Below are 22,005 nucleotides of genomic sequence, written 5' to 3' on the forward strand. Positions count from 1 at the left end.
GATCCTTTATATATTGGCTTTGCAACTTGTTGCATATTACTTTACCTATTTTTATTCTTTTGTTTATGACTTGTTTTACACATTGTCTGACGAAACAGTCAATTTTTCATAAAAAAAGCGCAGTCTAAGCACTGCGCCTGAGATAGAACCCGTTATTTTTTATTATAATTCAGTTTTTTAATTTGTTTCTTGATTCCAGTATTTCAATTTTGAAGTATGACCAATTCCCACATTAAAGCTATTGGTCGGGTCCAGTTTTTGATAATGCTTTTTGAGCGCAGGCTTGGCCACATATAAATGCCCGACATTATGTTCTGCGGGATATTCAGCCCCACGTGCATCCAGTAAACTCCACATCTGATGTTCTATTGCCAAAGGATCTACGCCTTTTTTCACAATATAGTCCTGATGGAACACATGACATAAAAAATGACCGTAATACAGTTTATGAATAATCAGCTCATCCATTTCTTTCGGCAAAGTTTCTACCCATTCACGGTCATTACGGCGTAAGGCAATGTCCAGCGCAACAATATCTTCCACTTCTGAACGATGGGTGTCGCGATAACGAATGGCAGCTCCGGCTACGGCAAAACGGTGTAGAAAGGCTTTGCGTCCTTCTTCTTCGGTACACAGGAAATAATTTCCAGTGGTGTTAGCTGAAAAATAGTGCTGTAAAAACTGCTGCACCTGTTCTACATCCTGATTTTCGATGCGCAGCACCAGATGATGCTCATACAAATCTCGGAACTCATTCATGCGTTTCGGTAAATGCGACGGTAAAAATTTGCTCAACATTTGTAGGACTTTATCAGACAGCCCTTTCATGCCGATTTTTTCCAGGTAGCCATCGACCTTATCTTTCATGGCAAAAGCCGCTGGCACTTTGGCGGTCCCGAATTTTTCAATGAACATGAAAGTGTCTTTGCCATATTCCGCGCCAATATCGTAAGCCACCCGGTGAATATATTCGCCTGCAATTGGCAAACGCGGCAAATCGGTAAGTAGAAAACGGCGGATTGCGGTTAAATCTTGCTGGGTATTGGTGCCGACATAAAACACCTGACTGGGAATTTTTTCAAATGTATCCAAACGTACCGCAAACACGCAGACTTTTCCTGCCGAACCGGATGCTTCATACAAGCGCGATGGATCGGCATTAAAACGCGCCGGCGTGTTCTCATCGACCTGAGTCACGTCATGGGCATAGCGATGATCCGAAGCACAGCAGTGCTGATCATTTTCAATATCCGTCAATTGATATTGCTGATTTTCCAGATTAGATAAAATTTCTTCTGGTGTTGAACCGAGCTGGATGCCCAGATGGTTGACCAGTTCCAGTTGCCCCGATTCATTTACTCGGGCATACAGGGCCAGTTCGGTATAGGCAGGTCCACGGCGAACCAGTGCACCACCGGAGTTATTGCAGACTCCACCCAAGACCGATGCACCGATACAGGAGGAACCAATCACGGAATGCGGCTCGCGATTAAACACTGCCAGTTCTTTTTCCAGTTTGTCCAGTGTTGCACCGGGCAAACAAACTACTTGTTTCGCATCATTAATCACTTGAATGCCAACCAAGCGTCGAGTGTTGATCAGAATCACCGGACGGTCATAATCATCGCCAAAAGGAGTTGAACCACCGGTGAGTCCGGTATTGGCAGCCTGCATAATCACAATACAGTCCGCATCCACCGCAGCCTGCAAGACTTGCCACTGTTCCAGCAATGAACCCGGGACAACTACAGCCAGCACTTGACCGGAACCGTAACGACGACCTTGACGGTATAATCGTGTGTCATTGTCATCTGTTAATACATGTTGCTTGCCGACAATGTGGATGAGTTTTTGAATGGTTTGCTGTGCATCTAAATTGGATGGCATTTGTCATATCCTATTGATGAATTGTCGCGCTTAATCAACACGGTATTCATTACTGCGGAGTCTTTCCAATATTATTTATATTCAGGAATTAACCTTCGGTTCGACCTACTTTTCTTTCGGGAAAAGTAGGCAAAACCATTGTCATCCGCAAAACTCGTCATATTCCGTCAAATCTTTATTTTCATCGCAGAAACATGATGTTAAGTATAAAGTCCTGCCTCAAACAGTTGCGGATGACGTTTACGCGTATCAAATTCAAGCTTTGACTAAATTTAATATTCAAAATTATTATTTAAGCCAACTCTTTCTCCAACTTCACCAAACAATCCGAAGTAATATCGGCGATGGTTTTGGCACCGGTCAGCGTCATTGCCACGCGCATTTCCTTATCAATCAATTCGAGCAGATTGGAAACACCCTCACCACCGGCAGCGCCCAGTGCATAGACAAAGGCACGACCCAACATACAGGTATCGGCACCTAAAGCCAGCATACGCACCACATCCAGACCATTACGGATACCAGAATCGGCTAGAATTTTGATGTCGCCTTTAACTGCATCGGCAATCGGTGGAAGCGCACGCGCGGAAGACAAGACTCCATCCAGCTGACGGCCACCGTGATTCGACACCACAATACCATCTGCACCGAAACGTACTGCATCCTTGGCATCTTCAGGATCTAAAATACCCTTGATCACCATTGGACCATCCCAGAACTCACGAATCCACTCCAGATCCTTCCATGAAATAGAGGGATCAAAATTAGAGCCTAACCAGCCAATATAATCCTCAAGACCCGTTGGTTTGCCCAAGTATTTGGAAATATTGCCCAGATCATGCGGACGGCCCATCAAGCCCACATTCCAGGCCCAATGCGGATGGAAACAGGATTGCATATAACGGCGCATTGCCGCATTTGGCCCGCTCATACCCGAGTGGGCATCACGGTAACGCGCGCCCGGCACAGGCATATCTACTGTAAATACCAAGGTAGAACAACCTGCCGCTTTGGCACGTTCCAGGGCATTTTTCATAAAGCCGCGGTCACGCAGTACATACAACTGGAACCACATTGGACGCTGAATTGCTGGCGCCACTTCTTCAATCGGACAGACTGACACGGTCGATAGCGTAAAAGGAATGCCTTTTTTATCTGCCGCCACTGCCGCCTGAACTTCCCCGCGACGTGCATACATACCGGTTAAACCGACTGGCGACAATGCCACCGGCATCGACAAGGTTTCATCAAACAGTTTGGTTTCCAAACTTAACTGCGACATGTCATTCAGTACACGTTGTCTCAACGCAATTTTTGATAAATCTTCCACATTACGCTTTAGTGTATATTCCGCGTATGCGCCACCATCAATATAGTGAAAAAGAAAAGGGGGCAACCGGCGTTTCGCAGCTTCACGATAATCATTCGCAGAAGAAATAATCATGCTTATATCCTGTTTAATCTACTGGCACGCTGGCGACGAGCTTCTTCTTCATCAATCAAGCGTACCTGTTGTACTACAAACTCAATGTGTCCACAGACTGCACTGCGTGCAGCATCAGGATCACGACGTTCAATTGCATCCATCACCTGAAAGTGCTGATCATGCAATTGATCAAAACGGTGCGATTCGCTATAGACTTTGCGTCGGCCCAAAACCACGTTGTATTTCAACAGGTCAAACAGGCTGCGCATCATCTGTATTAACACTAAATTATGTGAGGCTTCGGCAATGGCTAAATGGAACTCGGCATCCGCTTTAGACGCCTGATCATCATCCCCAATAGATTGATAATGGGCAATCCGATCGTAACAGCGGCGAATATTTTCCAGGTCTGCTGCTGTTGCACGCTGAGCGGCATACCAGGCCGTTCCGCCCTCCAAAACGCTACGGGCTTCCTGTACATCAAACCGGTAAGCCGGGTCCTGATCGATCAGATTGCTTAAAGGTTCTACAATTTGATGATTGGTCCATGCACTCGGCAGCAGCTGCAAAAAGGTGCCAGACCCAGCCTTGCTCAGTAACATGCCCGTACTGGCCAGATGCTGAATGGCTTCACGCAGCGATGAACGCGACACCCCGAGCTGTTCACATAATTTACGTTCTGCAGGCAAACGGTCTCCAACCTGCATATTGCTCTGTTCAATCAACATACGGAGCTGCTGTACGGCTTGGTCGGAAACTTTCATCTGCATTTCTCTACTCTTGCATCAATTCCAGTTTATGGAATCATCCATGGGAACACATAGGCTTGTAAGGTAATGATAATACCAATCATCACTGTAAAGGAGATACTGTGTTTCACGGTAAAGCGGAACAAATCAGATTCTTTACCCACCAGACCTACAGCCGCACAGGCAATGGCAATCGATTGAGGTGAAATCATTTTCCCGGTCACCCCGCCACTGGTATTGGCCGCAACCAGCAGTACTTCTGGCACGCCAATCTGTTGTGCCGTGGTCGCCTGAAGTGCCGAGAAAAGCGCATTAGCAGATGTGTCCGAACCGGTCAGGAACACGCCTAACCAACCCAGAAATGGCGAGAAGAAGGTAAATGCCTGACCGGTATGTGCCAACGCCAAAGCCAGGGTAGCCGACATACCTGAATAGTTCGCAATAAAGGCAAAAGCCAGCACCATACCAATGGAATAAATAGGAACTTTCAATTCATTGATGGTTTCGCCAAAAGTGATGACTGCTGCTTTAGGCTTCATTTTCAGGAAAATGATGGTGATGATGGCGGCAATGAAAATGGCTGTGCCTGTAGCAGAAATCCAGTCAAATTTATAAATCGCATCGTAGTCCTTAATTTCAGGGACCACCGGCGGCATCTTCTGGATCAGCTGATGCAAATACGGCACCTTGATCGAAATCACCAGATCATGCAGCGCGCCATCTTTGGCAAATAAATCCTTAAAGGGCTTGATACTCCAGATGGTGACCATTGCGGTTAAAATGGCAAATGGCGACCATGCCTTGGCAATTTGGGCAATGCTATATTTCTGCTGTTTTTGAGCTGCGAGCTGTTGAGCAGCGGATTCATCCACATTTGCGTCCTGGTCTGCAAAACGGAAAATGTGTTTTGGCTGCCAGAATTTAAGCAAAATTGTTAAAGAAACCAGTGAAGCAATTGCAGCGGTAATGTCTGGCAGTTCAGGACCTACAAAGTTAGAGGTGAGATATTGTGCAAGCGCGAACGATCCACCACCCACAATCACCGCTGGCCAGGTTTCTTTCACACCGCGCCAGCCATCCATAATCGCCATAATCCAGAATAGAACAATCGGCACCATAAACGGCAACTGACGTCCTACCATCTGGCTGATTTCCATGGTATCCACCCCGGAAACCTGCCCGGCCACAATAATGGGAATCCCCATTGCGCCGAAGGCAACCGGTGCAGTATTGACAATCAGGCATAAGCCCGCTGCATATAAGGGTTTAAAGCCTAATCCCACCAGCAATGCAGCGGTAATGGCAACCGGAGCACCAAAACCTGCTGCACCTTCAAGGAAAGTACCAAAGGCAAAACCCACAAAGAGCATCTGTAAGCGCTGATCTTCGGTAATCGACAGAATGGAGGAACGAATAATATCGAACTGCCCTGTTTTAACCGAAATTTTATATAGAAATACGGCACCGATGATGATCCAGGCAATTGGCCACAAACCATAGAAAAAACCATAAATCATCGATGCAAAAGCCATCACGGCCGGCATCTGATAGGAAAATAAGGAAACCAGCAGCGCCAGGATCACGGTAATTGTTCCCGCTACGCTACCTTTCATGCGGAATACCGCAAGTGCTAAAAAGAAGAAAATGATGGGAATCAGGGCAATCAAACTGGAGAGCCAGATATTGCCCATAGGATCGTAAATCTGTTGCCATTGTTGAAGCATTGTCCTCTCCTTGAAATGCTTTTCCAGAATACAAAATGGTCTGATCACCTACCAATGAATACTTAAATTGGTATGACCAATAATCATTTAATTTAAAAAATATATCTCTAAACTTTAAATATGCTACTTTTTAACCAATTAAAGATCAATATCCAATTTATTTATTTAAAATTGGTCATACCAATATAATGTATAAAATATTCAAAATCTGCACAGACCACACTGGTTAAAATTCACTCAGATATTTTTAATTATTTCATTTTTATTATTTTTTTGGAAAATTAAAAAATCCGGGACAACCATCTAATACTTTAGTCGATAATAGGGGTTATTTGAACGATGCTTGCTCAAAGCAAAGCACTATTTACAGTAAGCGTAGATCCTGATCATTAGTCTCCTGGATAATTAGAGACAGATAACAGGTGCGACAGAAAACTATGCTGACAGGAAATAAAATGCGCGGACATGTTGCAGGCGATCAAACTTTGAATGTGCTGCTCAAAATTGTTATGGGCCTTGCTTTTAAACCCTGTATAACGCCGGTTTATAAGCCACAGCTTTGCTCTGCTTCACGATTCAACCCAAATCTTTGCTTATAAACATATATTGAATCTATCAGTTTCAAATTTTCAACGAGATTTTCTTTTGTAAAACCATTAGAAATAAAATAGTGCTACAATTAAAGAAATGTGTATTTTCTTGGGCCACCAAATTTCTCGGTGCCTATTTCATATCGTTAGGATTAACAATGTCTGATAATGCAACTATCTTGCAGAATGTCCCAGTAGGCAAAAAAGTTGGTATTGCCTTCTCTGGTGGTCTAGATACTTCAGCTGCTCTATTGTGGATGAAACAAAAAGGCGCAGAACCTTATGCTTATACAGCAAACCTGGGTCAGCCTGATGAAGACGACTATGATGCGATTCCGAAAAAAGCGGAAGCGTATGGCGCAGTAAAAGCTCGCTTGGTTGATTGCCGCTTACAACTTGCATTAGAAGGTATTGCTGCTATTCAATGTGGCGCTTTCCATATCAGCACTGGTGGTGTTCCTTATTTCAATACTACGCCATTGGGTCGCGCAGTAACCGGTACCATGCTTGTTACCGCAATGAAAGAAGATGACGTCAACATCTGGGGTGACGGTTCAACTTATAAAGGTAACGACATTGAACGTTTCTACCGTTATGGCTTGTTGACCAATCCAGCGCTTAAAATTTACAAACCTTGGTTAGACCAGACTTTTATTGATGAGCTTGGTGGTCGTGCGGAAATGTCACAATTCCTGATCGACAACGGCTTTGACTATAAAATGTCAAAAGAAAAAGCCTACTCAACCGACTCAAACATGCTGGGTGCAACGCATGAAGCGAAAGATCTTGAATACCTGAATGCCGGTATCAAAATCGTTGACCCAATCATGGGCGTTGCGTTCTGGAAAGATGACGTTGAAATCAAGCCTGAAGAAGTATCGATTACTTTCGAAGAAGGTTTCCCTGTTGCAATCAACGACAAACGTATCGAAGATCCGGTTGAGTTCATTCTTGAAGCGAACCGTATCGGTGGTCGTCACGGTCTAGGTATGTCGGATCAGATCGAAAACCGTATCATCGAAGCGAAATCTCGCGGTATTTACGAAGCGCCGGGTATGGCACTGCTTCACATCGCTTATGAGCGTCTGGTGACGGGTATTCATAACGAAGACACCATTGAACAATACCGCATCAACGGTCTGCGTTTAGGTCGTTTGTTGTACCAAGGCCGCTGGTTCGATTCTCAAGCACTGATGCTGCGTGAAACTGCACAGCGTTGGGTTGCTAAAGCAGTAACGGGTACGGTGACTTTAGAACTGCGTCGCGGTAACGATTACACCATTATGAACACTGAATCTCCTAACCTCACTTATGAAGCTGAGCGTTTAACCATGGAGAAAGGTGATTCTATGTTTAGCCCTGCTGACCGTATTGGTCAATTGACCATGCGTAACCTTGACATCACGGATACGCGTGCAAAATTGGGTATCTATACAGGTGCAGGCTTACTTTCTGTAGGTACTGGTTCAGCTGTTCCTCAATTAAAAGACAAAAACAAATAAGTTTGTTTTAGGTCAAAAAAACCGCTCGAAAGAGCGGTTTTTTTATCTGACCCGTTTATGATTTGATTAATTCAGTGTCAGGAATATTTGAGCGAATAGATTGATAATAAATCTGGTTACGGCCTAAGTGCTTGGCACGATATAAAGCCTGATCAGCAATTTCCAACAACTCTTCTTTACTCAGCTCGGTCTCGCCATGATAAACAGTAATGCCCAAGCTGATGGTAATAAAATTGGAGATTAAAGATTTTTCGTGTGGAATTTCTAAACGCTCGATGGCCTTAAATATATTTGAGGCTACGGCATAAGCACCATGAGCATCCGTTTCAGGCAACAATACGACAAACTCTTCCCCGCCATAGCGCGCTACGAAATCCATATGCCGAATGGCATTTTTAATTGATTTGGCGATAGAGGAAATCACATCATCGCCTTTTTGGTGCCCATAAAAATCGTTATAGTTTTTAAAAAAATCAATATCAATAAACAGGATCGCCAAATCACTTTGTTCTTGACGGGTCTGCTCGTAAAATACGTCCATCATTTCATCGAAAGTACGACGATTCGAGATTTTGGTCAGGTCATCATGCTGACTTAAATGCAATAATTCTGAATTATGAATCCGATGCATTTTTTCACTAATTCGGGCACGCATAGTAAACAAATAAATCATTCGTTCTCGCGCAAAAATCATATGACTAATCACATAACCAAATACGCAACTGCCAAAAAGAATACGCCCCAACACCACGGCATCAAAATCAACATGAAGTAGAAAGAAAAGAATGACTGTTACTGAGGCTGCTAAAAACCCGGTCATCAGCATCTGAAATGGCTTTACTCCAGTAATAAGGGAACCCATGATATAAATCATGCACAGGATAGCCATACCTTGTTGTCGCAAGGCGACGGTTTCTACGGTCAAGGTTAACCAGGATATGGAGACCATGGCCCAAAACATAAGCACCATGGAAGCCGGAGCAAAATAGGGACGCAGTTTAGGAAAATGCGAAAAAGAAAATAAGACCAGCAAGCATAGAGCACCATTGGCCAAACCTAAGCTACAGTTCAGAAAATCATGCTTGAGATACTGTTTGTCAATTACCCAGTAATCGCTGGGTAAAATCACCAGAATAAAAATAAAATAAGATAAAACGCCACCCCACAGGTATTTTTGTACATGCTTACGGGCACGTTCCAAGTTTTTCGACCAAAATTCCTGTTCCATTTTTTTTGGAAAAACCTGTCCTACGCGTTGACTTTGCCGCGTAATCAGTTCTTCTATCTTTTCTTTATCATATTGTAATTTCGCTAGATTATACTTGGATTCCATTGCCCAGCATTTCTTATTTCTTCTAGTTACTAAAAATAACATATTTTTCTTATTTAGAATTATATATATATAACCATTTGTCTGTAATTCTCGTTACCATTTTCACACTTTATGGATTATCATTTGTTTTATTTCTTCGATTGAAATGGCCTTGAATACAATCACCCTTCTCCAGCCAGACGATTGGCATGCTCACTTACGTGACGGTTTATCTTTAAAACGCACAGTTCCAGATCTTGCCAAGCAGTTTGCTCGTGCCATCTGCATGCCCAATACTGTCCCTCCAATTAAAACAGTTGAGGAAGCACTGGCTTATCGTGAACGCATTATGGCGCATGTCCCTGAAGGTGTCGCTTTTGATCCCCGGATGGTGCTTTATTTTACCGACCAGACCCAACCGAGCGAAGTCAAAAAAATTAAAGAATCCGAGCATGTGAATGCCATCAAGCTGTATCCAGCCGGTGCAACCACAAATTCAGACAATGGCGTCAGTGATATCCGTAAAGTCTATGCGGTGATTGAACAGCTTGAAGAACACCAGGTACCGTTGTTGCTTCATGGTGAAGTCACCCATAACCATGTGGATATTTTTGACCGTGAAAAACGCTTTTTAGATGAAGTGCTTTCACCGCTTCTAAAACAATTCCCTAAACTTAAATTGGTTTTAGAACACATCACCACAAGCGACGCGGCACATTTTGTACTTGAACAAGACCGCAATGTCGCTGCGACCATTACCCCACAGCATTTACTGTTCAACCGTAACGATATGCTGGTGGGTGGTATTAAACCGCATTTCTATTGTTTGCCAATTTTAAAGCGTCAAAGCCATCAGCAAACCCTGCTTGAAGTGGCGACCAGTTCTAATCCCAAGTTTTTCCTGGGAACAGACAGCGCGCCGCATTCAAAAAATGCCAAAGAAAATGCCTGTGGCTGTGCCGGTTGCTACAGTGCACCTACCGCAATTGAATTATATGCTCAGGCTTTTGATCAGGTTGGCCGACTGGACCGCCTGGAAGGTTTTGCCAGCCATTTCGGTGCTGATTTCTATGGCCTACCGCGCAACACCAATACCATTACTTTGGTCAAAGAAGAACAAGTTATTCCGGAAAGTTTAGACTATTTGGATGGCGAACAGATTATCCCATTGTATGCGGGTAAGACCATCCAATGGAGAAAAGTGTGACAGATGAAACCCCACCAGTAATTGGTCAGCGTTTCCGTGGATTTTTACCTGTTGTTGTCGATGTCGAGACAGCAGGTTTTAACTCACAGACCGATGCCTTGCTGGAAATTGCAGCGATCCCCATCATTTATAATGAAGAAGGTCAATTTGTACCTGGTGAAGCGTACCATGCACATATTAATCCTTTTGAAGGGGCGAACTTAGACCGTCGTTCCCTGGAATTTATTGGTATTGATCCATCCAACCCAATGCGTATTGCCATGGCGGAAGATGAAAAAAGTGCATTAAAACGCATTTTCAAGTCGGTCAATGAAGTTCGCCGTCAGCAAAACTGTACCCATGCAGTTTTGGTCGGCCATAACGCACATTTCGATTTGGGCTTTGTACAAGCGGCCATTGCCCGTACGGGGACTAAAAATCAAAATCCTTTTCACAGTTTTTCAGTGTTTGACACCGTGACTTTAAGTGCCGTGATGTTTGGTCAAACCGTACTGGCAAAATCCTGCATTCAGGCGGGAATCGAGTTCGATGGCAAGGAAGCACACTCTGCTTTGTACGACACTCAAAAGACTGCAGAACTGTTTTGCTATATTTTGAACAAACTCGCTCCCCATCTACTTGACACCTTGGTGGCGGATCAATAAGATACCGCCATCTTCTAAACGTCCCTATCGTCTAGAGGCCTAGGACATCGCCCTTTCACGGCGGTAACCGGGGTTCGAATCCCCGTAGGGACGCCATCTATTTTTCTCTTCTTTATTTTTATAGTTTTATATTCTATTTACTCATCTAAACTTTTAGTTTTTAGATTAGTACTAGGTTTCCTTTATTTCGCTTCCGAAAACATTTTCAAATTAAAACCTTGATTCGTATATTCACATCCATAGCCTCTTAAAAAGCCGTCATAACTTTCGGATAATCACTAAACATGATTGCTAAAATTAATCATCAGCCCATCCTGAATATTCGTTTTCAAGCTTGATTTTTAAAGTTTAGCCTTAAGTGCTACAGCACCCTTTTTTTATGGCCATTTGCATGCTAAGTTTCCCCCATTGCAATTAATGAACCTGCTCGCATGTTGAAAAAATTTTTCCTTGTTTTAATCATTCTCCTGCCCTCTGCTTTATATTTATATATCGTTAGCAGAGATGAAGCTCCAGCCAAGGATTCATCTATTACACCGGCAGAAGCTCCAGCGCAAGAACAACCTGAGAAATATCAAACACCCGACCACTGATAAGTGGTCTTTTAACTTTAAAATCGCCCTCAACCCGTATTCATCATCAAAAAGTTTGGTTGCTTTAACATTCACCTAACCTATAATTAAAATAATGCTTTCAGCCTATTTTTTTATCTTATCCAATCTTCCCCAACCTTCGCAGTATTCATCTGCCGAGGGGCCGAAGCCATCGCTAAAAAGGGCCATGACCGCACTTTATCTCATTAAGCCATCCCTACAGGGTAGATTGATGCAAGTTGTATCGTGCTGAAAATAAATGTGCTTTTAAAGCGATAGATCAAGTCCCGTTTAAAAAACTGCTCTTTTTATTTTAGATTTGTCATTTTTTATGCAATTAATTCAATATTTTAAAAATAACACAATTACAGGTTTGACAGCTTTATTAAAAATCCATAATATACCCATCACCTCCTAACGACCCTATCGTCTAGAGGCCTAGGACATCGCCCTTTCACGGCGGTAACCGGGGTTCGAATCCCCGTAGGGTCGCCATATATCGTGCTATACGATCATTCAAGCTTCAACACCTATCATTATTACATTGCAGATTCGTAGTTTTTCACTACAATAGTTCGCTTCATTTTTCTTTTTCTTTTTCTCTTATGCAGTCATCTCATACTCCGAATGATGCTATGCATCAGGGCAATTCTGCGCCTTTAAAACGCGCTATGAGTACTCGACACCTGGTCATGATTTCGCTAGGCGGCGCAATCGGCACGGGGTTATTTTTAGGTTCGGGTGAAGTCATTGCACAAACGGGGCCTGTAGGTGCCATCATCTCCTATGTATTAGGCGGTTTAATCGCTTATGCAGTCATGCTTTGTCTGGGCGAACTTGCGGTGCACATGCCCGAATCAGGTTCTTTTGGTACCTATGCACGCAGATATATTGGTCCAGGTACCGGTTATATGATTACCTGGTTGTACTGGCTGACCTGGACTGCCACCCTGGGAACCGAATTTACCGCCGCAGCCTTGCTGATGCAGGAATGGTTTCCGCAAATTTCAGTCTGGATCTGGACCATCGTTTTTGCAGCCATTGTGTTTGGGCTCAATATGAGTTCAACCAAACTGTTTGCAGAATCTGAATTCTGGCTTTCCCTGGTCAAAGTCGTGACCGTGATTAGCTTTATTATTCTCGGCTTGTTGGCAATTTTTGGCGTGCTTTCGTTTCAGGGGAACACTTCTGCGCCTTTATTTAGCAACCTTACGGCTCAGGGCTGGTTTCCTCAAGGCTTATTTCCAATTTTCGCCACCATGCTGATTGTCAACTTCGCTTTCTCTGGCACCGAACTGATTGGCGTTGCCGCAGGTGAAACTCAGGATCCGGCTAAGAACGTACCCAAAGCGATTAATGCCGCAATCTGGCGACTGCTGATTTTCTTTGTCGGCACAATTGTGGTGATTAGCGCACTGTTGCCGCATCAGATGGCAGGCTTAGGTGCTGAAGGCGTCAGTAGCAGTCCGTTTGTCACAGTATTTACTTATATCGGTATTCCACACGCGGAAGATATCATCCGCTTTGTGATTATCACCGCGCTGTTATCGGCAGCCAACTCGGGTTTATATGCCGCTTCCCGCATGATGTGGTCTTTATCTGACAAAAAACAGCTACCTGCCGTGTTCTCCAAAGTGAACCATCGTGGCATTCCTTTTGTGGCGATTATTGTCACCATGTTTGGTGCAATTCCGGGATTACTGTCAGAGCAGTTTGCACCGGAAACCATCTTCAAGAACCTGCTGGGTGTGGCTGCATTTACCATGGTGGTGGTCTGGATGAGCATTTGCTTAAGCCAGTTTAATTTCCGTCGCCAGTGGTATAAGGCCGGCCATAGCGTGGAAGAGCTGGGCTTTGCCGCACCGCTGTTCCCGATTGTACCGATTCTAGGTTTTGTGTTCTGTTTTATTACCTGTATCAGTATGGCAGCAGATCCGGAAATGCTGGCCGGCTTTATTGGCTGCCTGCTATTTATTGCGGGTTGTTATCTCAGTTATTATGTTTTCTATCGAAAGCAAAACTAACACAGAAAAGGAGTGGTCAAGTACCGCTCTTTTTTTTAAGCTCAATCAAGATAATCCCTTTGATAAAAGCTCTGACCATGTATGAAAATCATTTTTATTCACGGCATGAATCAACAAAATTATGATCAACCCTCATTAAAACAGCGTTGGCTATCTGCTTTTCAGACCGGTTTGCGTAATTCTCAGCAAAATATTGATCTTAATGCCCTGGAAATACGCTTCCCCTTTTATGGAGATTTGCTCAGCAAACATCATTTATATAACAACCTCGATCTGGAGACTTTTTTACCCAAGTCTATTCCGCATTTGCATCTTCCCTTTCATTTAAGGCATAACACTACCCTTGTCCCGGAACAGCATCCCTGTGCGAGTAGATTACCGAGTGTAAACGCCGAATGCACCAAGTCATTCACACAGCGATTAGCCCTCATTAGCGCACTCACCAGAGATCATGCCTTTAAGGAACTGGCACTATTTCTAAATCATTACCCAAAGCTGCATGAAACCTTTATCCATAAATTCCTGATTGAAACCTATTTATATTTATCCAATCCGGATTTCATGCATGAAGTCCATCACCGGATCATGTCTTATCTTCATCCCGAGCTAGATCATATTATGGTGGCGCATTCCCTCGGTTCGGTCATTACCTACAACCTGCTGCATCAATATCCGCATTTTAGAATACAGCGCTTTATTACCTTAGGCTCTCCCCTGGCTTTTAGAGTCATTCAGGAAAAACTCGTCACCCCTATTTCCAGACCACCGCAACTGCAGGGCGACTGGTTTAATTTTTATTCACCTGATGATTTTTTGACTGCTTTCCCTTTATCCGAAGCCCCTTTCAATTTTCAGCCACCCATCATTAACCAGGCCATTACCACATCTTTTTATAATCCTCACAGCATTAGCGGTTACTTACAGCATCCAGCGGTGATCAACAGCATCATTGAGGGTTTAACCGCAGAAAAATAGTGCTTTTCAAAACACATTTCACGCATTTGTTTTATTTTTATTCAGTTGAATCCGTTTTTAAAAATTATCCTAGAAAAAGGTTTGACAGGGTGTCCTATCCACCCTATTATACGCCCACCTCTGAAACGTCCCTATCGTCTAGAGGCCTAGGACATCGCCCTTTCACGGCGGTAACCGGGGTTCGAATCCCCGTAGGGACGCCAATTCTTAGATGACCCTATCGTCTAGAGGCCTAGGACATCGCCCTTTCACGGCGGTAACCGGGGTTCGAATCCCCGTAGGGTCGCCATATTCGAGATAGCAATATCTCTGCAAAAAGCCTGATCATGATGAATCAGGCTTTTTCGTTTTTAAACAGATTGAATTCCTGCATCGCCTGATCTTTACTGCACAGCCAAAAAATCATAAAAATAGCGCAGACCTGCCTTTCAGCATGCACGGAAAAAAAGACGATGGTCTGCTGCGCAGTTTAAAACTTCCTGGTCTAAGGCAGGCTCATCCCGTTAAGCACTGCGACGTGAATTAATCTGACCTTTAATGATTGCGGTAATATTGTTTTTGGCATATTTCAAAAATACTTTCAGCGGTGACAGTTTTGGATTCGGACGCTTGCCCCGCGCAATATCTTTAAACTGTGCGGCATACCAGATGATTTCCATAATTGCCATTTTGTCGACCATAGGAATGCCGGTTTTAATTTTATGCACCGCATAACGTACATCCTGCCTCGCAATCAGACGATCGGTTAAATCCGTTTCCACTGCCAATGGACGGGCAATGCCAATAAAATCGCAGGCACCACTGTCGAGTGCCGCATTCATCCCCTCTACGGTACGGAAGCCACCGGTCACCATTAAATGACACTTCACTTCTTTACGAATTTTCTCGGCAAAATCGAGGAAATAGGCTTCGCGGGCAATGGTACTGGCTTTGCGTTTTTCTGCCTTGGCACCTGCCATGGCCGGAGCTTCATAGGTTCCGCCTGAAACTTCAATCAAGTCGATTCCAGCAGCATCTATGGCTTTAAACACCGCAACCACTTCTTCTTCGCTAATGCCGCCACGCTGGAAATCGGCCGAGTTCAGTTTCACCGAAATGATAAATTGATCCGAAGTTGCCGCACGGACAGCCTTATAAATTTCCAGCAGGAAGCGCATCCGGTTTTCAATCGGACCGCCCCATTGGTCCTGACGCTTGTTGGTCAATGGCGATAAAAACTGGCTGATCAGATAACCATGCGCACCATGCAGCTGTATGCCTTCAAAGCCGGCTTTTTCGCAGATTTGTGCAGAAGTGGCAAAACGCTGGATAATATCGAGAATCTCATCTTCACGTAATTCACGCGGCGTACCAAAGGTGGTTGCCAGCATCGGAGAAAAAGGCACCGCCGAAGGCGCAACAGTTTCCCTGTTTAAACCTTTGGGACACTGACGGCCGGGATGGGACAATTGCACCAGCTGCACCATGCCATATTTCTTGCCGAGCGCTGCCCATTGCTGTAGTTTGGCCAAATCGCGTTCTGACTCAATCACTACCACGCCCGGTTCATTTTTGGCGCGAACATCCACCATGACATTGCCGGTAATCGCACAGCCCAAGCCACCCTTGGCCCAGGCTTCATACAGATTAAAATGCAACTGGCTCGGCTGACCTGCGTCATTTGCCAAGGCTTCACTCATCGCGGCTTTGATAATTCTGTTTTTAAAGGTGGTATGTCGAATACTTGTTGCTTCAGCAAGATGGCTCATCTCTCAATCCCGATGTATTTGTATTTATTTAGCCTTAATACCCTAAACTTATTTCGTTATCCGTCAATGACTCTTCTGACAATATGACTTGTCAGTAATTTTAAACATATTGGCTGGCTTCGATTAATTGACGGGTATATTCAGTTTGCGGATTTAAAAACAGCTGTTCAGTACCTTGAAATTCCATCACCTGCGCACGGCGCAACACCAGCACTTTCTGACACAGGGCTTTAACCACTTGCAGGTCATGACTGATAAACAGATAGCTGATCTGATGTTCCTGCTGCAAACGTCTGAGCAATTTCACAATGGCGCGCTGCGTGGTACGGTCCAGCGCCGAGGTCGGCTCATCCAGTATCAGCAGTTTAGGACTCAATACCAAGGCACGTGCCAGGGCGACACGCTGACGTTGCCCACCAGACAGCTCATGCGGATAACGGCTTCGAAACGACACCGGCAATTCGACTTTTTCCAGGGCTTCATCAATCCGCTCTGATATTTCTGTCGCTGAGAGTTCTTTTAGGCCCAAGCCTTCACCAATGGTCTGTTCCACATTCAGGCGCGGATTCAGGCTGCTAAACGGGTCTTGAAACACAATCTGAAATTCAGCGCGTAAAGGCCGTAACTGTTTTTCATTGCACTGGTTTAAATCGGTGCCCAGCAGCACAATTTCACCGTCACTTTTAATCAAACGGCTAATGGCCAAAGCCAGCGAGCTTTTGCCTGAACCGCTTTCGCCGACAATGCCAATCGATTCACCTTGCATTAACTGCAAATCCAAGGGTTCTACCGCGACAAAGTAGTCTTTGACCCGGTTGAGTAATCCCTGCTTGATCGGGAACTTCACCGCAACCTGCTTTAAGGTCAATAAATTTTCAGCTTCTGGAATCTGCAGCGCCTCACCAAAATCATGATTGAGCAAATCACGGGTATAGGCCTGTTTCGGCTGTTGAAAGATTTCGGTAACGCTACCCTGTTCTTCCACTACACCTTTGTTCATTACAATGACCTGATCGGCATAGCGACGCACCAGATTAAGATCATGACTGATCAGGATCATCGCCATCTTGCGGCTTTGCTGCAAGGATTTAAGCAGTTTTAGAATCTGTGCCTGTAAGGTGACATCCAGCGCCGTGGTCGGCTCATCCGCAATCAGGATGTCCGGATCTAAGGCTAAAGCCATGGCGATCATCACGCGCTGCCGCTGCCCGCCGGAAAGCTCATGCGGATAACGGCGCAATTTATCTTCAGGGTCGGTAATGCCGACATCTTGCAGCAATTCAATAATGCGTGCCCGGGTCTTCTGTTTGGACCAGCCTTGCAGCAACAAGGTTTCGCCAATAATTTTTTCCACCCTGTGCAAGGGATTTAAAGCCGTCATCGGTTCCTGAAAAATCATGGCTATTTTCTGGCCACGAATTTGGCGCAGCTGTTCAGTTTTCATTGCCAGTAGATTTTGCTGTTCCAATACGGCCTGACCTTGAATCTTTAAGGTACTGGGCAACAGTCCCAGCAAGGCCAGACTGCTAATCGACTTGCCCGAACCACTTTCACCGACTAAGGCAATGGTTTCACCGGCATGCAGCTGAAAATTCAGGTCAGCTACCAGCACCTGCTCTGCTTGCCGGATATTTAAATGCTGGACAGTTAACAAGGCTTGCGGATTATTGGCGTCTTGGATCGAATGCATCGCGTGTCGCCTCCCCAATATAAATCAGTAAAGATAGGACAATGGCCAGGGTAAAGAAGCCGGACAGTGCCAGCCACGGTGAATTCAGGTTGGATTTGCCTTGTAATAACAATTCACCCAAAGATGCCGCATCGGGTGGTAAACCGTAGCCTAAAAAGTCCAAGGCGGTAAGAGCGGTGATGTTGGCGGTCAACATAAAAGGAAGCTGCGACAGGCTGGAGCTCATGGCATTCGGCAAGATGTGGCGCAGCATAATGGTCCGGTCTGTAACTCCCAGGCTGCGTGCGGCACGCACATAGTCCAGATTGCGTGCCTTTAAAAATTCGGCACGCACCAGACCGACCAAAGTAGTCCAGCCGAATAACAGCATAATCAGAAACAGCCAATAGACGTTTGGGGTAAACATGCTGACCAGAATCATCACCATGAATAACATCGGCAAACCGCCCCACACTTCCAGAATACGCTGCCCCAATAAATCGACCCATCCCCCATAATAGCCCTGAATCGCGCCAACCGCGATGCCCAGCAATGCTGAAGCAAAGGTTAAGGCAAAGCCAAACAGCAGCGATACGCGCAAACCATAGAGAATACGGGCCAATACATCTCGTCCCTGGTCATCGGTTCCCAACCAGTTTTGTGCAGTCGGTGCAGAAGGTACGGGGACTGCCAGTTCCAGATTAGGCGTCTGGTAGGAATATTGAATCAGCGGCCAGACTGCCCAACCCTTTTCATCAATCAATTGCTGCACCACCGGATCTTTATAATCGGCTTCGGTTTCAAATACCCCGCCAAAAGTCGTTTCCGGATAAGACTTCAACACCGGCACATAAAGTGAATGATCGTATTTCACTAAAAGGGGTTTATCATTCGCGATCAGTTCAGAAACCAGTGATAAAACAAAAATCACGGCAAAGATAATTAAGCAGCCGAAACCGAGTTTATTTTCCTGAAATCGTTTCAAGCGCGCCTGCATTAATGGGGACATTATTCAGCACCTCGCGATTCAAAATTAATCCGCGGGTCAATCACCTGATACAGCACATCGCTAATCAGTCGCAGCACCAAACCAAGCAAAGTAAACAGGAACAATGTGCCAAAAATCACCGGATAATCGCGCTGTTGAATGGCTTCAAAACCGAGCAGGCCCAAACCGTCCAGATTGAAAATGATTTCAATAAACAGGTTACCAACAAAGAAAATGCCGATCAGCGCTTCCGGTAAACCCGCAATCACGATCAGCATGGCATTACGGAAGACATGACCATAGAGCACCCGTGATTCGGTGAGACCTTTGGATCGTGCCGCCAGCACATACTGTTTGTTTAATTCTTCCATAAAGGAATATTTGGTGAGATAGGTCAGTCCGGCAAAACCGCCAATCACCATGGCCAGCAAAGGCAAGGTCATATGCCAGAAATAGTCCTGGATTTTGCCCAGCCAGCTTAGGCTGTGGAAATTTTCCGACACCAAGCCTTGCAGCGGGAACCACTGAAAATAAGACCCTCCGGCAAAGAATACAATCAGTAAAACCGCAAATACAAAGGCAGGCACGGCATAACCGATCGCCAGTAACAGCGAGGTGGATTTATCAAACAGCATGCCATGCTGGCGGGCTTTTTTAATGCCCAAGGGAATAGACACCAGATAAATCAGCAAAGTGCTCCACAGGCCCAAAGATAAAGACACCGGCATTTTTTCCCACAGCAATTGCGTGACCGGCTTGTCTTTAAAAAAACTGGTACCGAAATCGAAGCTGGCATAACTTTTCAGCATGTTCCAGAAACGGATGTGCGCAGGCTGATCAAAGCCATATTGAGCTTTAATCTTCTGCACCATTTCATCACTTAAGCCTTTCGCTCCCTGATAATTGCTTTTGGCACTGGCCGTTTCGCCACCCGTTGCACCCAGCCCCTGAAAAGCTTCTGCCTGTTGAATGGCTTGCTCAACCGGGCCACCCGGTGCAATCTGGATCACCACAAAGTTAATCAATAAAATGAAAAACAGCGTTGGAATAATCAGCAGCAGTCTTTTTAATATATATATGCCCATCGAAACAGCGTTCCTTGTGCCTGCGTTATGACTTCTTGTTTATTTTTGACGTAAATACTGAGTGACTTTTTTCGCTTGTCCGGCATCACTCCACCAGTAGTCAATGCCCGATGATAGCTTCGGTTTTACCTTGGGCTGATGATACATGTTCCAGTAGGCAAACCAGTTTTCTCCCTTACCATAGGTCGGAATCTGATAATAACCGGCACGCAGCAAACGATCCAGCACCCGGGTTCTGAGTACCAGCTGCTCACGACTCGGTGCATGAATAACCTGCTGGACCATCGCATCAATCACAGGATTTTTAATGCCTGCATAGTTGTAGTTCCCCGGCTGATCTGCCGATGCACTGCCCCAGAACTGTGCCTGCTCATTGCCCGGATTGAGCGACTGCGGCATCACGTTGGTGGTCATGTCAAAATCCTTGGTGCGCATGCGCTCGATATACTGCGGCACATCGACATGGCGGATCGCCACTTCAACGCCCAGACGTTTCATGTTGCGGATAAACGGCATCAAGGTACGCTGCAAACCATCCTGATGGATTAGAAATTCAATCCGGATCGGCTTGCCTTGGGTATCCAGCAAACGGCCATTTTTAAAGGTATAGCCGGCTTTGATGAGTAGCTGACGCGCCGTCAGCAGATTATTGCGGTTAAATCCGCTGGCATCCGACACCGGATATTTCCAATCTTTCAAAACACCCTGCCGCTGAATTGGATTCAGTCGGGCTAGATAGGGTTTTAAAATGGCTAGCTCTGCAGGGCTGGGCGTGCCTTTAGCCTCCAGCTCACTGTTGGCAAAATAACTCTGTAAGCGTCGATACTGTCCGTAAAATAGCGCCTTGTTTTGCCATTCAAAATCGTAAGCGTAGGTGATGGCTTGTCGAAACTTGATGTCTTGAAAAGGTGTGCGGCGGCTATTAAACACAAAACTTTGTGTCGGAATCGGGTTCTGATGCTTGAATCTATATTTCACCACCATGCCTGCCTGGACGGCGGGAAAACGATATTCCGTGACCCATTTACGTGCGGTAAATTCTTCATGCAGGGTATATTGCCCCGACTTAAAACCTTCAAAGGCAATGTCCAGATTGCGGTAATAAACATATTTCAGGCGATCAAAATTATATCGGCCTTTATTGACCGGCAGGTCTTTGCCCCAGTAGTTTGGATTGCGTTTGTAGCTGATGCTGCGACCGGCATCAATCCGGTCAATCAGATAAGGCCCTGACCCCAAAATCGGCTGCATGGTGACCCGGGTGAAATCCTTCTTTTGCCAGTCTTTTTTGGAATAGATTGGCATCTGCGCCAGAATCAGTGGCATCTCTGCATTATTGGCAGAATTAAAGCTCATCTTGACCGTATATTTGGACAATGCTTCAGTTTTATCCAGATCGGCCAGATACATTTGCAGTCCAGGATTGGCCTTGGTTTGATAAGTATCAAAAGTAAATTTGACATCTTCGGCAGTCACTGCACTGCCATCGCTAAAACGTGCTTTGGGATTGAGGTGGAAAATGACATATTGGGTCTGCTTGGGATCATAAGTCACTTTCTCGGCCAGCAAGGGATACATCACCCCCGGCTCATCCAGCGAATTCGACATCAGCGAGTCAAACAGATACTCTACCCCATCGGTTGAGCTGCCTTTGCCATTCATACTGTTTAAATTGTCAAACGTGCCATTGCTGGCAGTACTTAAATAGCCGCCTTTAGGCGCTTGAGCATTGGCATAGGGCATGACCGACAAGCCAGCATATTTCGGCTGGCTATGTACCGCAATATAGGGCGTGGTCTGCACCGCAGCCCATAGCCCCTGAGTCAAAAGACTGAGCCCCCATGCAAAACCCCAATATTTCGCCCTGGCAAATGACATCTAA

At 45.2% G+C, this 22,005-nt stretch carries 15 protein-coding genes and 4 tRNA genes; 9 read left to right on the forward strand and 10 right to left on the reverse strand.

Going from position 1 to position 22,005, the window contains the following annotated elements; translation table 11 throughout:
* Nucleotides 1-177 precede the first annotated feature (177 nt).
* The 4 genes from dld to lldP form a co-directional block, all read right to left on the reverse strand.
* Nucleotides 178-1,887 (reverse strand): D-lactate dehydrogenase, encoded by a 1,710-nt coding sequence (gene dld / locus BLP85_RS09770; protein WP_092819908.1) that lies wholly within the window; start codon nt 1,885-1,887, stop codon nt 178-180.
* A 292-nt stretch (nt 1,888-2,179) separates the two neighbouring features.
* Nucleotides 2,180-3,331, reverse strand: coding sequence for an FMN-dependent L-lactate dehydrogenase LldD (gene lldD, locus BLP85_RS09775; protein ID WP_092819909.1), 1,152 nt, complete (start codon nt 3,329-3,331; stop codon nt 2,180-2,182).
* 2 nt (nt 3,332-3,333) lie between these two features.
* Entirely contained in the window at nt 3,334-4,077 is a 744-nt protein-coding gene (gene lldR, locus BLP85_RS09780) for a transcriptional regulator LldR (protein ID WP_092819994.1), read from the reverse strand.
* A gap of 32 nt (nt 4,078-4,109) precedes the next feature.
* Nucleotides 4,110-5,786, reverse strand: coding sequence for an L-lactate permease (gene lldP, locus BLP85_RS09785; RefSeq protein WP_092819910.1), 1,677 nt, complete (start codon nt 5,784-5,786; stop codon nt 4,110-4,112).
* A gap of 748 nt (nt 5,787-6,534) precedes the next feature.
* Between lldP and argG the strand changes: the two genes are divergently transcribed.
* The gene (gene argG, locus BLP85_RS09790; RefSeq protein ID WP_092819911.1) at nt 6,535-7,878 is read left to right on the forward strand and encodes an argininosuccinate synthase; all 1,344 of its coding nucleotides are present in this window, start codon (nt 6,535-6,537) and stop codon (nt 7,876-7,878) included.
* A 55-nt stretch (nt 7,879-7,933) separates the two neighbouring features.
* Here argG and BLP85_RS09795 read toward each other — a convergent pair whose 3' ends face one another.
* On the reverse strand, nt 7,934-9,211 hold the full coding sequence (locus BLP85_RS09795; protein ID WP_092819912.1) for a GGDEF domain-containing protein: 1,278 nt from the start codon (nt 9,209-9,211) through the stop codon (nt 7,934-7,936).
* A gap of 151 nt (nt 9,212-9,362) precedes the next feature.
* On the opposite strand from BLP85_RS09795, the gene pyrC reads away from it, so the two are divergent.
* The 8 genes from pyrC (at nt 9,363) to BLP85_RS09835 (ending at nt 14,922) form a co-directional block, all read left to right on the forward strand.
* Complete coding sequence (pyrC, locus tag BLP85_RS09800) at nt 9,363-10,397, forward strand: dihydroorotase (protein ID WP_092819995.1); 1,035 nt, start codon at nt 9,363-9,365, stop codon at nt 10,395-10,397.
* Nucleotides 10,382-11,041, forward strand: coding sequence for a ribonuclease T (gene rnt / locus BLP85_RS09805; RefSeq protein WP_092819913.1), 660 nt, complete (start codon nt 10,382-10,384; stop codon nt 11,039-11,041). The genes pyrC and rnt overlap by 16 nt, the downstream gene beginning before the upstream one ends.
* 20 nt (nt 11,042-11,061) lie before the next feature.
* A tRNA-Glu gene (locus BLP85_RS09810) sits at nt 11,062-11,137 on the forward strand.
* Nucleotides 11,138-12,053: 916 nt separating this feature from the next.
* Nucleotides 12,054-12,129: transfer RNA gene (locus BLP85_RS09815), tRNA-Glu, on the forward strand.
* Between the two features lie 110 nt (nt 12,130-12,239).
* Nucleotides 12,240-13,658: an amino acid permease gene (locus BLP85_RS09820; RefSeq protein ID WP_092819914.1), complete on the forward strand. Its 1,419-nt coding sequence runs from the start codon at nt 12,240-12,242 to the stop codon at nt 13,656-13,658.
* 81 nt (nt 13,659-13,739) lie between these two features.
* Entirely contained in the window at nt 13,740-14,633 is an 894-nt protein-coding gene (locus tag BLP85_RS09825) for an alpha/beta fold hydrolase domain-containing protein (protein ID WP_092819915.1), read from the forward strand.
* A gap of 127 nt (nt 14,634-14,760) precedes the next feature.
* Nucleotides 14,761-14,836, forward strand: a tRNA-Glu gene (locus BLP85_RS09830).
* A gap of 10 nt (nt 14,837-14,846) precedes the next feature.
* Nucleotides 14,847-14,922, forward strand: a tRNA-Glu gene (locus BLP85_RS09835).
* A gap of 214 nt (nt 14,923-15,136) precedes the next feature.
* On the opposite strand, the gene BLP85_RS09840 is transcribed toward BLP85_RS09835, so the two are convergent.
* The 5 genes from BLP85_RS09840 to BLP85_RS09860 form a co-directional block, all read right to left on the reverse strand.
* Complete coding sequence (locus BLP85_RS09840) at nt 15,137-16,381, reverse strand: NADH:flavin oxidoreductase/NADH oxidase family protein (protein WP_092819916.1); 1,245 nt, start codon at nt 16,379-16,381, stop codon at nt 15,137-15,139.
* Nucleotides 16,382-16,481: 100 nt separating this feature from the next.
* Nucleotides 16,482-18,071 (reverse strand): ABC transporter ATP-binding protein, encoded by a 1,590-nt coding sequence (locus tag BLP85_RS09845; protein WP_092819917.1) that lies wholly within the window; start codon nt 18,069-18,071, stop codon nt 16,482-16,484.
* Complete coding sequence (locus BLP85_RS09850; protein ID WP_092819918.1) at nt 18,046-19,059, reverse strand: ABC transporter permease; 1,014 nt, start codon at nt 19,057-19,059, stop codon at nt 18,046-18,048. Before BLP85_RS09850 ends, BLP85_RS09845 begins: the two co-directional genes overlap by 26 nt.
* Complete coding sequence (locus BLP85_RS09855; protein WP_092819919.1) at nt 19,059-20,123, reverse strand: microcin C ABC transporter permease YejB; 1,065 nt, start codon at nt 20,121-20,123, stop codon at nt 19,059-19,061. Before BLP85_RS09855 ends, BLP85_RS09850 begins: the two co-directional genes overlap by 1 nt.
* 39 nt (nt 20,124-20,162) lie before the next feature.
* A complete protein-coding gene (locus tag BLP85_RS09860; RefSeq protein WP_092819920.1) occupies nt 20,163-22,001 on the reverse strand; it encodes an extracellular solute-binding protein in 1,839 nt (612 codons plus the stop codon).
* Nucleotides 22,002-22,005 lie beyond the last annotated feature (4 nt).

The organism is Acinetobacter kookii (genome assembly GCF_900096895.1).
Classification (GTDB): domain Bacteria; phylum Pseudomonadota; class Gammaproteobacteria; order Pseudomonadales; family Moraxellaceae; genus Acinetobacter; species Acinetobacter kookii.

Coding starts and splice junctions, on each gene's coding strand:
- dld (WP_092819908.1), bottom strand. CDS start 1,887: ATGCCATCCAATTTAGATGCACAGCAAACCATTCAAAAACTCATCCAC.
- lldD (WP_092819909.1), bottom strand. CDS start 3,331: ATGATTATTTCTTCTGCGAATGATTATCGTGAAGCTGCGAAACGCCGG.
- lldR (WP_092819994.1), bottom strand. CDS start 4,077: ATGAAAGTTTCCGACCAAGCCGTACAGCAGCTCCGTATGTTGATTGAA.
- lldP (WP_092819910.1), bottom strand. CDS start 5,786: ATGCTTCAACAATGGCAACAGATTTACGATCCTATGGGCAATATCTGG.
- argG (WP_092819911.1), top strand. CDS start 6,535: ATGTCTGATAATGCAACTATCTTGCAGAATGTCCCAGTAGGCAAAAAA.
- BLP85_RS09795 (WP_092819912.1), bottom strand. CDS start 9,211: ATGGAATCCAAGTATAATCTAGCGAAATTACAATATGATAAAGAAAAG.
- rnt (WP_092819913.1), top strand. CDS start 10,382: ATGGAGAAAAGTGTGACAGATGAAACCCCACCAGTAATTGGTCAGCGT.
- BLP85_RS09820 (WP_092819914.1), top strand. CDS start 12,240: ATGCAGTCATCTCATACTCCGAATGATGCTATGCATCAGGGCAATTCT.
- BLP85_RS09825 (WP_092819915.1), top strand. CDS start 13,740: ATGAAAATCATTTTTATTCACGGCATGAATCAACAAAATTATGATCAA.
- BLP85_RS09840 (WP_092819916.1), bottom strand. CDS start 16,381: ATGAGCCATCTTGCTGAAGCAACAAGTATTCGACATACCACCTTTAAA.
- BLP85_RS09845 (WP_092819917.1), bottom strand. CDS start 18,071: ATGCATTCGATCCAAGACGCCAATAATCCGCAAGCCTTGTTAACTGTC.
- BLP85_RS09850 (WP_092819918.1), bottom strand. CDS start 19,059: ATGTCCCCATTAATGCAGGCGCGCTTGAAACGATTTCAGGAAAATAAA.
- BLP85_RS09855 (WP_092819919.1), bottom strand. CDS start 20,123: ATGGGCATATATATATTAAAAAGACTGCTGCTGATTATTCCAACGCTG.
- BLP85_RS09860 (WP_092819920.1), bottom strand. CDS start 22,001: ATGTCATTTGCCAGGGCGAAATATTGGGGTTTTGCATGGGGGCTCAGT.